The organism is Shinella sedimenti, from assembly GCF_022601905.1.
Taxonomy (GTDB): Bacteria; Pseudomonadota; Alphaproteobacteria; order Rhizobiales; family Rhizobiaceae; genus Shinella; species Shinella sedimenti.
Map to the genome: position 1 here is coordinate 595,170 of NZ_JAKVIN010000001.1, position 14,042 is coordinate 609,211.

A 14,042-nucleotide genomic window follows, 5' to 3' on the forward strand; every position below is an offset into this window, starting at 1 on the left:
TGACTTATTCAAGGCAAATTGCTGAAAATTCGATGTCAGCCCTTACTCAAACACACGGCTGATGGTCGAAACGCACTGCAACTCCTTCAGCTGGCCCATCAGCTGGTTGAGCTGCCGCAGATCCCAGACCTCAAGGTCGATATGCACCTCGGTGAAATCGGCCGCCACACGCGCCATGGACATCGACCGGATGTTGATGTCGCTGGTCGCGATGACCTGCGTGACTTCGGCAAGCGTGCCCGGCTCGTTCAGGGCGTTGATCATGATGCGCGCCATGAAGCGGGTGTTGTTCGCCTCGTCGAGATCCCAGCGCACATCGATCCAGCGCTCCGGTTCGTCATCGAACTTCTGAAGCGCCGGCGACTGGATCGGATAGATGGTGATGCCCTTGTCCTTCTCCATGATGCCGACAATGCGGTCGCCGGGAACGGCGCCGCCGGCGGAGAAATGCACTTCGGCATTGCCGGAGAGGCCACGGATCGGCAGGGCCTCCGGGCCCGATTCGCCCTCGCCGTCTTCCAGCGCGGCCTTCGTCTTGCCGGGCAGCTTGAAGACCATGCCGGCGGCGCTGCGCATGTTGAACCAGCCCTCATCGGTGTTGGGCTTCACAGTCACGCGCTCGTCCTGATAATCCGGGAAGACGGCGCGCAGCACATCGAGCGAAGAGAGTTCGCCACGGCCAACGGAGGCGATGGCGTCTTCCACATCCTTGTGGCCGAGCCGGTGCAGAACAGGCTTCAGGCCGTCGCGCGAAAAGGTCTTGCCGGCACGATCGAAGGTGCGCTCAAGGATGCGGTAGCCGAGGCCGGAATACTGCTTGCGAATGGCCGCACGCGTGGCCCGGCGGATGGCCGCGCGCGCCTTGCCGGTCACGACGATCTCTTCCCAGGCCGGCGGCGGCACCTGGATGCCCGAGCGGATGATTTCCACCTCGTCACCATTGTTGAGGCGCGTGACGAGCGGCATGATGCGGCCGTTGATCTTGGCGCCGACGCAGGTATCGCCGATATTGGTGTGCACCGCATAGGCGAAATCGATGGGCGTCGCGCCGCGCGGCAGCGTGATCAGCTGCCCCTTGGGCGTGAAGGTGAACACCTGGTCTTGGAAGAGTTCCAGCTTGGTGTGCTCAAGGAACTCTTCCGGGTTGTCGCCCTCGGCCAGCGCCTCGATGGTCCGACGCAGCAATGCATAGGCATTGGAGCGCGGCGAGCGTGCGGCCCCCTCGTTGACCGGCTCCTTGTCCTTGTAGAGCGAATGCGCGGCGATACCGTATTCGGCGATCTCGTGCATGCGCTTGGTGCGGATCTGCAGTTCGATGCGCTGGCGCGACGGCCCGACGATGGTGGTGTGGATCGACTGGTAGTCGTTCTGTTTCGGCGTCGAGATATAGTCCTTGAAGCGGCCGGGCACGACGCGCCAGCGTGTGTGCACGATGCCGAGCGCCGCATAGCAGGCGGGAATGTCGTCGACGAGGATGCGGAAGGCGTAGACGTCGGACAATTGCTCGAAGGAGAGCGACTTCGACTGCATCTTGCGGAAGACCGAATAGGGCTTCTTCTGGCGGCCCTTGACGAGGGCATCCGGCAGGCCGTTCACGACGAGCAGTTCGCGAAGCTCTTCCTCGATCTTGCGGATCAGCCCCTCGTTGCGCTGCGACAGCTCCTCCAGCTTGCGCGAGACGGTCTCGTAGGCTTCAGGATTGATATGCCGGAAGGACAGGTCCTCCAGCTCCTCGCGCATGTCCTGCATACCCATGCGGCCGGCGAGCGGCGCATAGATGTCCATCGTCTCTTCGGAAATGCGGGCGCGTTTTTCCGGCGTCATGTGCTCGAGCGTGCGCATGTTGTGCAGGCGGTCGGCTAGCTTGACGAGCAGCACGCGCACATCGTCGGAGATGGCAAGCAGGAGCTTGCGCAGGTTTTCGGCCTGCTTGGCCTTCTTGGAGACGAGGTCGAGCTTCTTGATCTTGGTCAGGCCCTCGACGAGGGCGCCGATATCCTCGCCGAACAGCTCGTCGATTTCCGCGCGGGTCGCGCTGGTGTCCTCGATCGTGTCATGCAGAAGGGCGACGGCGATGGTCGATTCGTCGAGCCGCATCTCCGTGAGGATGGCAGCCACTTCGAGAGGATGCGAGATGTAGGGATCGCCGCTCGCACGCTTCTGCTGGCCGTGCTTCTGCATGGCATAGACATAAGCCTTGTTGAGCAACGCCTCGTTGGCATCGGGCTTGTATTTCTGAACCCGCTCCACGAGTTCATATTGACGCATCATTCTCGGTGGGCTCCCTCCCCAGCTCGTTCAGGCGGGGCAAACAAAAAGTGCGCCCCGAGCTTAGAAGGGGCGCACCGATATTCACAATAATAAAGGTTTCGGAATGGCTACCGAAATCAGTAATCGTCGCTTTTTTCCGGCGGAACGAGGCCTTCGATGCCGGCGAGCAGCTCTTCTTCCGACATGCGGTCGAAAGCGATCGTCTCAGGCTGGTCGTCGTCCTCGTCGGCGGTTGCGGTCGTGGCATCTTCTGCGAGCAGGCTTGCCGGATCGGGCTCGGGCTCGTCGACCTCAACATGCTTCTGCAGCGAATGGATCAGGTCTTCCTTCAGATCGTCGGGCGACAGGGTCTCGTCGGCGATCTCGCGCAGCGCCACGACGGGGTTCTTGTCGTTGTCGCGATCGATGGTGATGGCCGCACCCTGCGAGATGAGGCGGGCGCGATGGCTTGCCAAGAGAACCAGCTCGAAGCGGTTGTCTACCTTGTCAATGCAATCTTCAACGGTGACACGGGCCATTGCCTGTCCTTTGTGATCGAGAATTTCAGGAGTTTGCATGCCCGATACAGGCAAAGGACGGCAAATTCAAGTTTTTCCTTGCCGAACGCGCCTTTCGCGGACGCCGCAAGCCCCCGCGTGTAATTCCCGGTTGAGGTTTGCGTCCACGAAAAGACGCGGCACGGCGCCCCGAACGGCGAGGATAAAGGCCGGTAAATACTTCCCAATTCCGATATTGTGAAATGCACGGGCACCGTGCTTCTGGAAAAAATGCGCCGCAACCCGTGTTTGCTTGGAAATGCCACCAACCTGCCCTAAATGACAAATAAATGAAATATGCATAATGCCACCGGAAAACGCAGCCATGCACGCCGGCGTGGCGTGGCTTACGCATTATCCGGACCTCTACTTAAGGGATTTTTTGAAATGTTCGACCCGCGCGAGAAAATCGCACTCTTCATCGATGGCGCCAATCTCTATGCAGCATCCAGAACACTCGGGTTCGACATCGATTATCGGAAACTGTTGAAAGCATTTCAAAAACGCGGCTATCTTCTACGCGCTTATTACTACACGGCGCTGATAGAGGACCAGGAATATTCATCCATCCGCCCGCTGATAGACTGGCTCGACTATAACGGCTACAAGGTCGTTACCAAGCCGGCGAAGGAATTCACCGACTCGCTCGGTCGCCGCAAGATCAAGGGCAACATGGACATCGAACTGGCCATCGACGCGATGGAACAGTCCGAGACGGTCGATCACCTCGTCATTTTTTCGGGCGACGGCGATTTCACGACGCTGGTCGAGGCGCTTCAGCGCCGTGGCCGCAAGGTCTCGGTCGTCTCGACCATGCAGACCCAGCCACCGATGATCGCCGACGATCTGCGCCGGCAGGCGGACTATTTCATCGATCTTGGCACGCTGAAGGCCGAAATCGGTCGGGATCCCTCCGAGCGTCCGGCCCGCCCGGCGGAAGCAGCGGAGACCGCCGCGGACTGACATCAGGCAGAAAGGTCGCGCACGAAACGGAACGCTCCCTTTAGAAACGCCTGGGCCCTAGCAAAACCAGACTTTTCAACGCTTCGTTAAACATCGAGGAAAATAGCGCGGAACCGCATTAGTATTCCGCAAGGTTCTGCTGCTATTCAAAATGCGGTAAACACATCCCGCATTGGAATATCCTGTAATGGTCGACGCAGTATCGCTTTCTGGCAACAGCTACCGGGCAGCAACGCAGGCGCTTGCGCTGCGTCCGGCCGCCCCGACTGGCGAGACCCGTCCAAGCGTTTCGTCGCCCGCCGTTACGCAGCCGTCCGATGCTGCGGACGACGTGGGCGACTTGAGCTTCCTCTATGCGACCAACGGCCTTCCGGGCATTTCGGCCGCGTCGTCCAGTGCTGTCGAGCGCGCCGTAAATGCCGACACCACGCGGCATACGCCCAGCCCGCTCGCCATCCAGAGCGCCGACCTCAACGCATTGATGTCGTCCTTCCTCACGGCGCGCACGCCGGCCAGCGGCGAAACTGCCGCACGCACCGTCATCAACCAGTCGATGATCGCCCAGCTGTACAGTCAGTTCTGACGCGGAACGCGGGGAGCCCGTTCAGCCGCGGTCGCGCAGCAGGCGGCCTTTCTGGCGGTTCCAGTCGCGTTCCTTCTCGCTCTCGCGCTTGTCATGGAGCTTCTTGCCCTTGGCGAGCGCAAGTTCCAGCTTCGCGCGGCCGCTATCGTTGAAGTAGACCTTCAGCGGCACCAGCGTCATGCCCTCGCGGTTGATCGCGGAACGCAGGCGATGGATTTCCCGCTTCGATAACAGAAGTTTGCGGCGGCGGCGGGTCTCGTGATTGAAACGGTTCGCCTGCAGGTATTCCGGCAGATAGGAATTGATCAGCCAGATCTCACCGCCCTCGTCCGACGCATAGGACTCGGCGATGTTCGCCTTGCCCTCGCGCAGGGATTTGACCTCCGTGCCGGTCAGCACGAGACCGGCCTCGTAGGTATCCACGATCTCGTAGTTGTAGCGGGCCTTGCGGTTCTCCGCGACTATCTTCTTGATCGTTGTCGGACGTGCCTTGATTGCCATGTCAGTTCAACAGACCGGCATGGCGAAGGGCCGCATCGATGGCGGCCTCCGTTGCCGGTTCCAGGCTGGGAACAAGGGGCGAGCGCACCGCACGGTTACCACCGCGGATGCGATGCAGGCCGTATTTCGCGCCACAGACGCCCGGCTCCATGAAGATCGCCTTGTGCAGCGGCATCAGCTTGTCCTGATAGTCAAGCGCCTTGGCGTAATCCCCCGAAAGCATCGCTTCCTGGAACTCCGCACACAGGCGCGGCGCCACATTGGCCGTGACCGAGATGCAGCCGACGCCGCCATGGGCGTTGAAGCCGAGGGCTGTCGCATCCTCACCCGAGAGCTGGACGAAATCCTTGCCGCAGGCGATGCGCTGCTCGGAAACGCGCTCGATCTTGCCCGTGGCGTCCTTGACGCCGATGATCGACGGGTGCGCCTTGTGCAGCGCGCCCATCGTTTCCGGCGTCATGTCGACGACCGAACGGCCGGGGATGTTGTAGATCACAATCGGCAGTTTCACGCTTTCCGCAATGGCGGAAAAATGGGCGAACAGCCCCTTCTGCGTCGGCCTGTTATAATAAGGTGTCACGACGAGGATCGCATCCGCGCCTGCCTTTTCGGCGTGGCGGGCCAGATCGATCGCTTCCTTCGTGTTGTTGGAGCCGGCGCCGGCGATGACGGGAACGCGGCCCTTGGCAACCTCGATGCAGAGCTCCACCACCCGTTTGTGCTCGTCATGCGACAACGTCGGCGATTCGCCCGTGGTGCCGACGGGTACGAGGCCGTGGCTGCCCTCACCGATCTGCCATTCGACATGGGCGGCGAATGCCGCTTCATCGACGGCACCAGCATCGGTGAACGGGGTGACGAGAGCGGGAATGGATCCCTTGAACATCGAGAACTCCTAAGACCAGAGCCGCCCGGAGGCTTACATGCTTTGGCCGTATTCCGTGGTTAAAAACGAAGGCACAATAGTCATGTGACAGTCATGCGGCAAGCGGCGTGAGAGGCGTTTTTCGTGCGCGATCAAAGCGAAAGTGCCGCAACGACGCGAATATCCGTGTCATTCTGTCCGTCGTTCGAAAGCGCGGGCCTTCACGGCTTGGTGACCGGACCGGTTAAGCATTCGTTAAGACAACAAAGGGTTAATGATTGCCGAGGATCAGGCGCACCATGACCATCGCCGCCTGCCAGGCATCCGGGACGTGAGATGATCTCAAAACGCAGTCTTGCCCTTTGCGCACTGTTGCTGGCCGGCGTGGCCGGTCTTTCCCTTCGCCCCTCCCCCGTGGAAGCGGAAAGTGTCGCGACGCCCACGATCAAGCCGCTCGGTTTCGCCGCCGAGATGCCGTCGAAGGACATCATCACCAACGCCATTCCGCGCGGCGACGCCGTGCCGCAAGTGAACCCTGCGCTCAAGGCCGGGCTGGACGCGCTTTCCAACCGGGATGCGGCGGCCGCGATGGTTGCACGCGATCGTCTGTCCAGGGATAGCCTCGACCGCCATATCCTGACATGGGCCATCGCGGTTTCCGGCCAACGCGGCGTGCCATCGTGGGAGATCGCCGAGGCGCAGAGGGAGTTGAAGGGCTGGCCGGGCCTGAAGGCGCTGCGTGGCCATTCCGAACGGGCGCTTGCCCGGGAAAATCCACCGACATCAGACGTGCTCGCCGCCTTCGGTACGACCCGCCCCGAAACGGCGGAAGGCGCCGTCGTGCTTGCCCGCGCGCTCATCGCGACGGGCGATACGGCCCGCGCGACGGACGTGCTGCGTACCTTCTGGCACAGGGAGGCGATGAACACGGATATCGAAACGCAGATCCTCGACGAATTCGGCAGGCTTCTGACCATCGCGGACCATCGTGCCCGCATGGAAATGCTGCTCTACCGGGACCGCGCCGACCAGGCGCAGCGTTTCGGCGATCTCGGTCAGGCGCAATCGCTTTACCGCGCCTGGGCCGCCGTCATCCGCAAGAACAAGAATACGGCCACGCTCATCAAGGCGGTGGATGCCCGCTGGCAGAACAATCCCGCTTACACCTATCTGCGCATCCGCAACCTGCGCAACAACGAGGAATACCGCGCCGCCGGCAAGCTCTTCTCGGCCATGCCGGAAGACCCGGCCCGGCTGGTCAATCCGGGCGCATGGTGGAACGAGCAGCGCATCGTCAGCCGCGGCCTTGCCGATCTGGGCGACTATCGCGACGCCTACCGGGTTGCGGCCCATCACGGCGCAGATGATGCAACCGATATCGTCGAGGCGGAATTCCATGCCGGCTGGTACGCGCTGCGCGATCTCGGCGACGCAAAGACCGCGCACAAGCATTTTCAGCGCATCCTGCAAGCCTCCGACCGCCCGCTGTCCGTGTCCCGCGCCTGGTACTGGCTGGGGCGCGCGGCGGAAAAGGGCGCAACCGGCGACGCGAAGGAATATTTCGCGAAGGCCGCGAACTTTCCCGGCACTTTCTATGGTCAGCTCGCCGCAGCAAGGCTCGGCCGCAAGGCCCTGAATGTCGCCTATCCGAAGCCGACGGCAGAGGAACGCGGCCGCTTCCATGCGCGCGAAGCTGTCCAGGCCATCGCGCGGCTGCAGGCCGCCGGCCATGGCTGGCGCGGCGACAGCCTCTACCGCGCGCTGGCCGCCGAATTGGTGAGCCCCGGCGAACTGGCACTGCTTGCGGCACAAGCGGAGAAAGGCGGCAACCACCAGCTCTCGCTCCAGATCGGCAAGATCGCCTTCGGCCGCGGCATCGACGTGGCGGCACTGGCCTTCCCGGTCGGGGTCATTCCCGATGGCGCCAACATTTCCGGCTCGGGCAAGGCGCTGGCCTATGCCATTGCGCGCCAGGAAAGCGCCTTCAACCCAGCGGCCGTTTCGCCGGCCAATGCGCAGGGATTGTTGCAACTGATGCCGGCAACGGCCCAGGGTGTCGCGAAACGCTACGGCCTCGCCTATTCAAAGGAGAAGCTGACGACGGACGCTGCCTACAATGCCACGCTCGGCGCGCATTATCTCGGCGAGCAGATCAATGACTTCGGCGGCTCCTACGTGCTGACCTTCATCGCCTACAATGCCGGCCCGCGTCGTGTGCCACAATGGATCGCCCGCTACGGCGACCCGCGCGGCAAATCGGTCGACGAGGTGGTGGACTGGGTCGAGCGCATTCCGTTCTCCGAGACCCGCGGCTATGTCCAGCGCGTGATGGAGAACTACCAGGTCTACAAGACGCGGCTTGGCCAGAAGGCTGATATCGAACACGACCTCGTCGCGGGGCGTTAACCGCCCTGCCCCTGAAAACTCCGGTGCGAAAGCGCTACGCACCGTGCTCGCTTTTGGTCTAGGCTTTCGCCATCGGACACGAGGGCGCAGGTATGGAAGACTTTATCAGCCGCTTCATTACCACGACGGACGGACTGCAACTCCATGTGCGGGACTATGCGCCCTTGTCTGGCGGCGCCTCCCGGCTTCCGGTGATCTGCCTGCCGGGGCTCAGCCGCAACAGCCGCGATTTCCATCCATTCGCAGAGCGCCTTTCCAAGGATACGACAACGCCACGGCGCGTCGTTGCCATCGATTATCGCGGCCGGGGTCGCTCGAGCCGCGATCCGGATCCCACACATTATAATGTCGGCGTGGAGTGCGGAGACGTACTGGCCATCTGCGACGCGCTCGGCATCGCGCATGCCATCTTCGTCGGCACCTCGCGTGGCGGATTGATTCTTCATATCATGGCGACGTTACAGCCGGAGCGGATCGCGGCGGCGGTTCTCAACGACATCGGGCCGGAGATCGAGGCCGAGGGTCTTCGGGATATCCGGGATTATCTCTCGCGGCAGACCGCGCCCGACGATTTCGAAGCGGCGGCCGACCATCTCGAAGCCGTTCATGGCACGGCCTTCCCGGCCCTCACCCGGCGGGACTGGCTGGATATGGCAGACGCCATCTATGTCGAGGAGAATGGCAGACTGGTCGCAGACCACGACCCTGCCTTGGCAGTGCCCTTACAGGCCATGGATTTCTCCCAGCCCCTGCCGACGCTCTGGCCACAATTCGCCCTGCTGGCCCAAAAGCCGCTGCTCGTGGTGCGCGGCGAATATTCCAAGCTTTTTTCCGCGAAGACATTGGCGCGCATGAAGGCGCAGGAGCCGAATATCGAAATCACGACGGCCAGAGGCCAGGGCCATGCTCCGCTCTTGCACCAGCCGGGATTGTTCGAGCGGGTCGAGGCGTTTTTGGACGATTACTAACGTCTAGCGTGGGTGGGCCGCCGTAAGGCACGGAGGCCTAAAAAACGAAAAACCCGCAGCCTCTGAGAGGCTGCGGGTCTATTCTTAGCTCAACTTCAGATTAGAAGTTGCGCTGCAGGCGGAGGAAGCCGCGCGTGAAGTCGGTGTCGTCGCCGCCGGAAACGTTGATCTTGTTGTAGTCAACGGTACCGAGGAAGTTAAGGCCGGATACGATTTCGTAGCCAACCGTTACGCCAACGCGCCACTGGTCGATGTCGCTGTTGAAGTCAACATCACCGAAGTACTGAGCGGCCGGGGTGATCGTGAGCTTTTCCGTTGCCTTGAAGGCGTAGGAAGCAGCAACGGTCCACTCGGACTGATCCCAGTAAGCGTTCGCGTCGGAAGCCCAGATACCAGCGAGCTGGAAGGTGCCCGGACCGGCTTCAGCCGACAGGATGGCGCGGATCGCACCTTCTTCAGCTGCGTTGTCGTAACCGCCGAGGATGTCGAGGTTTACGCCACCGAGCGAGAAGCCAACCGTACCGGCAATGCCGACATCGTGGTGATGGCCGAGATCAAGAGCAGTGTACTCGATTTCGTCAACCGACAGACCTGCACGCCAGGTGCCGCCATCGTAGGTGTAGGCGATCGAGTTGAACAGCGTCTCGTTGCCGAGCGTGTCGGTTTCGCCGTTGATGCCGCTATCCCACCAGCTGTAGAAGTAACCGACCTTGAAACCGGCCAGTTCGATGAAGGCTTCGTCGATGTAGAAATCGCTGGTGCCGCCAACGCCACCGGCGTTTGCTTCAACGTTGATGTACGAACGCAGCGTGCCGAGTTCGGTATCGTTGCGGGCATCAAGATTTACGTTGATACGCGTGAAGGAATCCCAATCGGAATGACCGCCGTCGCGCAGCAAGCTCTGACCGCCGCCGAGGCCGAAGTCGTTGTCCGAGCCGAAGCCGGTCTGGAAGCGCACGAAGCCGCCGATCTTGAGGCAGGTTTCGGTGCCCGGGATGTAGAAGAAGCCGGTGCCGAAAGCGTCGCAAACGCGAACGTATTCCATGGGCTCGGGCTCAGCAGCGACGATGGCGTCGGCGGCCTGTGCGCCGGATACTGCCATGAGAGCGGCAGCGGAGCCGATGAGAAGGCTCTTAATGTTCATTTCTGACCTCCAGTCAAAAAGTTTCAAACGGGTCTGGGTTTTTTGCTGAAGGACAGCGTTCCCTGCCCCATCCCCAAGTTCAGGAAGCGGACGAACAACCGCCCCTGCTTCCGAAAGTGAAAATACAAGACGCGTTTCCGTAAGCAATCATCAAACTGAAACGAGGCAGGGTTTCTGTCAGCCTTCGCCAGTGCCTGTTGCGCAAAGGACACAAAATGGCAGCCGGGATCGCTAAAAGTTTATGGATCCTTAACAAAAAACCTTATGTAGCCGTCACTTAGCCGGTGGCGCATCCCTGGTGACGCCGTCACAATCCAGGCAGAAAGCCGGCAGACGCGGCCTCTTCGCATGACAAGAGCGCGGTTTTTATGGGGCACTTCACGCGTTGGATCACAGCAGCCTCAAGGAAAATCGAGAATCGGTGCGCCATGTAGCTCGTTCGATTCGCCTGCGAATCGTCACCGCTCACGCAGCCGCTTGACGCGACTTCGCCTAGGTACGCACTACACAGCGAAAGCCTTGGACGACGTAGCAATCGGAAAAGCACGTGCACTTCCATGTCGGCGACACCCCATCCTCGCACAAACGCACACCTTATATGTGGCATACGGAAGCCAGGGGTTGACCAACTGGCAGAAAGGCACACGCGCGGCTCTTTTTGACTGGAGGTCAGAAATGAACATTAAGAGCCTTCTCATCGGCTCCGCTGCCGCTCTCATGGCAGTATCCGGCGCACAGGCCGCCGACGCCATCGTCGCTGCTGAGCCCGAGCCCATGGAATACGTTCGCGTTTGCGACGCTTTCGGCACCGGCTTCTTCTACATCCCGGGCACCGAAACCTGCCTCAAGATCGGCGGCTTCGTGCGCTTCCAGACCGGCTTCGGCTCTGACGACGACACGATTGGTGTTGGCAGCAGCCAGAAGTACCTTCAGAGCAAGGGTCCTTCCGATTGGGATTCGTTTACGCTTGTTGACGTAAACTTCGACGCCCGCAATGACACCGAGCTCGGCACGCTGCGTTCGTACATCAACTTCGAAGGCCAGGCTGGCGGCTCTGCCGATTCGAATGCCTTCTATATCGACGAAGCCTTCATTGAACTGGCAGGCTTCAAGGTCGGTTATTTCTACAGCTGGTGGGATAGCGGCATCAACGGCGAAGTCGATACGCTGGGCGGAGCTTCAACGCAGTTCAACTCGATTGCCTATACCTACGATGGTGGCACCTGGCGTGCAGGTATCTCGCTCGACGAGCTTGATAAGGATCTCACCGACGGCGCACATCATGACCTCGGCGTTGCCGGTACGGTTGGCTTCTCGCTCGGTGGCGTAAACCTCGATATCCTCGGCGGTTACGACGGCTGGAACGAAGAAGGCGCGATCCGCGCGATCCTGTCGGCTGACCTCGGCCCGGGCACTTTCCAGCTCGCTGGTATCTGGGCTTCCGACTACAACATCTATTGGGATAAGTCCGAGTGGACCGTTGCTGCTTCCTACGCCTTCAAGGCCACGGAAAAGCTGACGATCACCCCGGCTGCTCAGTACTTCGGTGATGTCGGCTTCGACAGCGACGTTGACCAGTGGCGCGTTGGCCTGACGGTTGGCTACGAAATCGTATCCGGCCTGAACTTCCTCGGCACGGTTGACTACAACAAGGTCAACATCTCCGGCGCTGACGACCAAGACTTCACGCGCGGCTTCCTGCGCCTGCAGCGCAACTTCTAAGCCAATCTGGCTTAGCTTATCCAAAAGCGAAGAACCCGGCCTTCGGTCGGGTTTTTCCCGTTCCGGCTAGTTTTTGGGGTTAATTAGCAGGAAATTGATAAGCATTTCGATGCAACCAATACGCGCTCAACGTGGCGTAGCAAGGTCGACATGTTAAACCCTCCATTGATGAGCGGTCCCTACCGCTTGCATTATCAGTTTCAGAGCGCCCGTAATCAGGTTTCGCTTCGCGCCCTTCTCGATCGATACGTCGACGTTCTCTGGGAACCGGGCTCGCATAAATACAATGTCACATCCTTCGTCGGCGAGCTTGACGAGGTCCTGCTCGGTGCCGAATCGTTTACCGACGAGATGATGGACACGCTGACGGGCGCGCTTCGCAAGCGCGGCAACAGCAATGCCACCATCAACCGCAAGATGGCCGCACTCAGCAAGCTTCTGAAAAAGGCCCAGAAGATGGGCGATATCCAGGGCCTGCCGGAGTTCAAGCGCCTGAAAGAGAAGGCCGGACGCATCCGTTTTCTCGAGCCGGAAGAGGAAAACCGGCTCTTTGCCGCCATATCCGAGAAATCGGAGCTCTACGGTCGCTTCTGTATCTTCCTCATCGATACAGGGGCGCGGCTTGGCGAGGGTATCGGCCTTCGATGGCAGGATATGAACCAGGACCGCGTGACGTTCTGGCTGACGAAGAGCGGCAAAAGCCGCTCTGTTCCCCTGACCGAGCGGGCGGCGGCGGCCATCCAGGCCTCGGAACGCAAGCGACGCGGGCCTTTCACCAGCATTGTCCAAGCGAAATTCAGGGCGGCCTGGAACGAGGCGAAGCAGGAGGTCGGCCTCGGCTCGGAACCGGATGTTGTTCCGCATATCCTGCGACACACCTGTGCATCGCGGCTCGTTCAGGGCGGCATCGATATCAGGCGCGTGCAGACATGGCTCGGGCACCAGACGCTGCAGATGACGATGCGTTATGCGCATCTGGCATCCGGCGATCTCGATGTCTGTGTCCCCGTTCTGGAGCACGCCGCCCGTATCAAGGCGCCGTAGGCAAACAGCATGGCGTCGTCATTGGCCGGAGGGAGGCATTCCTCCCCCCGAATCACAGGATTTTGGGAGCAGGTCCGGGCATGATTTGTCAGGGCCTGAAACGGCGGCAGATGCCCAGACGGCCCTGAGCGGTCAACGCGCAAAAGACGGCTGCGCGTGCAGCGGACTGCACATTGGCCTAAGGCGCGAGAAATTCTGGATATTGTCGCAAAAATCTAAAAATGCCTTGCAATCCCGACCCATGCCGCATAGTGAAATCGCGAGCGGAGAGGTGGCCGAGTGGTCGAAGGCGCTCCCCTGCTAAGGGAGTATACCGGAAACGGTATCGAGGGTTCGAATCCCTTCTTCTCCGCCAGTTTCCCCTTCTGCCATCTTGTATAATGCCGAATGGTTGCACAGTTCGCTCCTTGCCGCGAAGTGAGTAGCCGCCTGCCCTGCCGTTAAGATGCATTCGGTCACCCGGTCCCACCGAGACAAATCTGTCCGGGCCTGTCCCTGCACGATCGTTCAAGAACGGATCTGCAAACACGCCTATTCACCGCGCTCAACAAAGGAGAGCGGCAAGATGGACAGCACGTACCAACCCATCCGATTTTCGGAAAAACTGTCCGGGATCAAAAATTTGTGGCAGCCGCGCGTCGTCGCGGAGATGAACGACTATCAGTTCAAGCTCGTGCGCATCGAAGGCGATTTCATCTGGCATGATCACCCGGAGACGGATGAGACGTTCATCGTCCTCGATGGAGAATTGCGGATCGATTTTCGCGATGGCGCCGTGACGATCCGGCCGGGCGAAATGTTCGTCGTTCCGAAGGGCGTGGAACACAAGCCCTTTGCGCAGAGGGAAGTCCATCTTCTGCTGATCGAGCCGCGCGGGGTGCTGAACACGGGCCAAGCCGGCGGCGAACGTACGGCCGAAAACGATATCTGGATCTGACCTGTCGAATTGCGCAGGCTTGAAGGCGCTGGTTAACGACTCCCCGAAACGAGAAAGCCTCCGGAAACGAACGTTTCCGGAGGCTTCGATTTTTCGACCGGC

Annotated in this window: 13 protein-coding genes and 1 tRNA gene; 8 read left to right on the top strand and 6 right to left on the bottom strand. The window is 60.6% G+C overall.

The features are described from left to right. Positions 1-42 precede the first annotated feature (42 nt). From MKI86_RS03015 to MKI86_RS03025, 3 genes are all read right to left on the bottom strand, one after another. Positions 43-2,271 (bottom strand): RelA/SpoT family protein, encoded by a 2,229-nt coding sequence (locus MKI86_RS03015; protein WP_241596995.1) that lies wholly within the window; start codon positions 2,269-2,271, stop codon positions 43-45. Between the two features lie 116 nt (positions 2,272-2,387). Further along, a complete protein-coding gene (gene rpoZ, locus MKI86_RS03020; RefSeq protein WP_241597006.1) occupies positions 2,388-2,789 on the bottom strand; it encodes a DNA-directed RNA polymerase subunit omega in 402 nt (133 codons plus the stop codon). 66 nt (positions 2,790-2,855) lie between these two features. Further along, positions 2,856-3,134 carry a hypothetical protein gene (locus tag MKI86_RS03025; protein WP_241597009.1) on the bottom strand — a complete coding sequence of 93 codons (279 nt, stop codon included), beginning with the start codon at positions 3,132-3,134 and terminating at the stop codon, positions 2,856-2,858. A gap of 60 nt (positions 3,135-3,194) precedes the next feature. Here MKI86_RS03025 and MKI86_RS03030 point away from each other — a divergent pair, with 60 nt between their 5' ends. Both MKI86_RS03030 and MKI86_RS03035 read left to right on the top strand, forming a co-directional pair. After that, positions 3,195-3,770 carry a LabA-like NYN domain-containing protein gene (locus tag MKI86_RS03030; RefSeq protein ID WP_241597012.1) on the top strand — a complete coding sequence of 192 codons (576 nt, stop codon included), beginning with the start codon at positions 3,195-3,197 and terminating at the stop codon, positions 3,768-3,770. A gap of 187 nt (positions 3,771-3,957) precedes the next feature. Then, positions 3,958-4,353, top strand: a complete 396-nt coding sequence (locus tag MKI86_RS03035; RefSeq protein ID WP_241597014.1) for a hypothetical protein — start codon at positions 3,958-3,960, stop codon at positions 4,351-4,353. Positions 4,354-4,374: 21 nt separating this feature from the next. Here the strand turns inward: MKI86_RS03035 and smpB are convergent, their stop codons facing one another. Continuing rightward, on the bottom strand, positions 4,375-4,854 hold the full coding sequence (gene smpB, locus MKI86_RS03040; RefSeq protein WP_241597028.1) for an SsrA-binding protein SmpB: 480 nt from the start codon (positions 4,852-4,854) through the stop codon (positions 4,375-4,377). Position 4,855: 1 nt separating this feature from the next. Continuing rightward, entirely contained in the window at positions 4,856-5,740 is an 885-nt protein-coding gene (dapA, locus tag MKI86_RS03045; RefSeq protein ID WP_241597030.1) for a 4-hydroxy-tetrahydrodipicolinate synthase, read from the bottom strand. A 318-nt stretch (positions 5,741-6,058) separates the two neighbouring features. Here dapA and MKI86_RS03050 point away from each other — a divergent pair, with 318 nt between their 5' ends. Together MKI86_RS03050 and MKI86_RS03055 are read left to right on the top strand one after the other, a co-directional pair. Further along, the gene (locus tag MKI86_RS03050) at positions 6,059-8,125 is read left to right on the top strand and encodes a lytic transglycosylase domain-containing protein (RefSeq protein ID WP_370879882.1); all 2,067 of its coding nucleotides are present in this window, start codon (positions 6,059-6,061) and stop codon (positions 8,123-8,125) included. Positions 8,126-8,217: 92 nt separating this feature from the next. After that, the gene (locus MKI86_RS03055; protein ID WP_241597034.1) at positions 8,218-9,093 is read left to right on the top strand and encodes an alpha/beta fold hydrolase; all 876 of its coding nucleotides are present in this window, start codon (positions 8,218-8,220) and stop codon (positions 9,091-9,093) included. A 100-nt stretch (positions 9,094-9,193) separates the two neighbouring features. Here the strand turns inward: MKI86_RS03055 and MKI86_RS03060 are convergent, their stop codons facing one another. Next, positions 9,194-10,237, bottom strand: a complete 1,044-nt coding sequence (locus MKI86_RS03060; RefSeq protein ID WP_241597037.1) for a porin — start codon at positions 10,235-10,237, stop codon at positions 9,194-9,196. A 675-nt stretch (positions 10,238-10,912) separates the two neighbouring features. Here MKI86_RS03060 and MKI86_RS03065 point away from each other — a divergent pair. The 4 genes from MKI86_RS03065 to MKI86_RS03080 all read left to right on the top strand — a co-directional run bounded on the left by MKI86_RS03065 (position 10,913) and on the right by MKI86_RS03080 (position 13,940). Beyond that, the gene (locus MKI86_RS03065) at positions 10,913-11,959 is read left to right on the top strand and encodes a porin (RefSeq protein ID WP_241597040.1); all 1,047 of its coding nucleotides are present in this window, start codon (positions 10,913-10,915) and stop codon (positions 11,957-11,959) included. 150 nt (positions 11,960-12,109) lie between these two features. Further along, on the top strand, positions 12,110-13,003 hold the full coding sequence (locus MKI86_RS03070) for a tyrosine-type recombinase/integrase (protein WP_442475972.1): 894 nt from the start codon (positions 12,110-12,112) through the stop codon (positions 13,001-13,003). 265 nt (positions 13,004-13,268) lie between these two features. Continuing rightward, positions 13,269-13,358 (top strand) — tRNA-Ser (locus tag MKI86_RS03075). Between the two features lie 210 nt (positions 13,359-13,568). Next, on the top strand, positions 13,569-13,940 hold the full coding sequence (locus MKI86_RS03080; protein WP_241597042.1) for a cupin domain-containing protein: 372 nt from the start codon (positions 13,569-13,571) through the stop codon (positions 13,938-13,940). Positions 13,941-14,042: the final 102 nt, after the last annotated feature.

Bases quoted from the DNA above. Each gene is read 5' to 3' on its own strand.
- MKI86_RS03080 (WP_241597042.1), top strand. From the start codon at position 13,569: ATGGACAGCACGTACCAACCCATCCGATTTTCGGAAAAACTGTCCGGG.
- rpoZ (WP_241597006.1), bottom strand. From the start codon at position 2,789: ATGGCCCGTGTCACCGTTGAAGATTGCATTGACAAGGTAGACAACCGC.
- MKI86_RS03025 (WP_241597009.1), bottom strand. From the start codon at position 3,134: ATGGCTGCGTTTTCCGGTGGCATTATGCATATTTCATTTATTTGTCAT.
- MKI86_RS03070 (WP_442475972.1), top strand. From the start codon at position 12,110: ATGTTAAACCCTCCATTGATGAGCGGTCCCTACCGCTTGCATTATCAG.
- MKI86_RS03015 (WP_241596995.1), bottom strand. From the start codon at position 2,271: ATGATGCGTCAATATGAACTCGTGGAGCGGGTTCAGAAATACAAGCCC.
- MKI86_RS03065 (WP_241597040.1), top strand. From the start codon at position 10,913: ATGAACATTAAGAGCCTTCTCATCGGCTCCGCTGCCGCTCTCATGGCA.
- MKI86_RS03030 (WP_241597012.1), top strand. From the start codon at position 3,195: ATGTTCGACCCGCGCGAGAAAATCGCACTCTTCATCGATGGCGCCAAT.
- smpB (WP_241597028.1), bottom strand. From the start codon at position 4,854: ATGGCAATCAAGGCACGTCCGACAACGATCAAGAAGATAGTCGCGGAG.
- MKI86_RS03055 (WP_241597034.1), top strand. From the start codon at position 8,218: ATGGAAGACTTTATCAGCCGCTTCATTACCACGACGGACGGACTGCAA.
- MKI86_RS03060 (WP_241597037.1), bottom strand. From the start codon at position 10,237: ATGAACATTAAGAGCCTTCTCATCGGCTCCGCTGCCGCTCTCATGGCA.
- MKI86_RS03035 (WP_241597014.1), top strand. From the start codon at position 3,958: ATGGTCGACGCAGTATCGCTTTCTGGCAACAGCTACCGGGCAGCAACG.
- dapA (WP_241597030.1), bottom strand. From the start codon at position 5,740: ATGTTCAAGGGATCCATTCCCGCTCTCGTCACCCCGTTCACCGATGCT.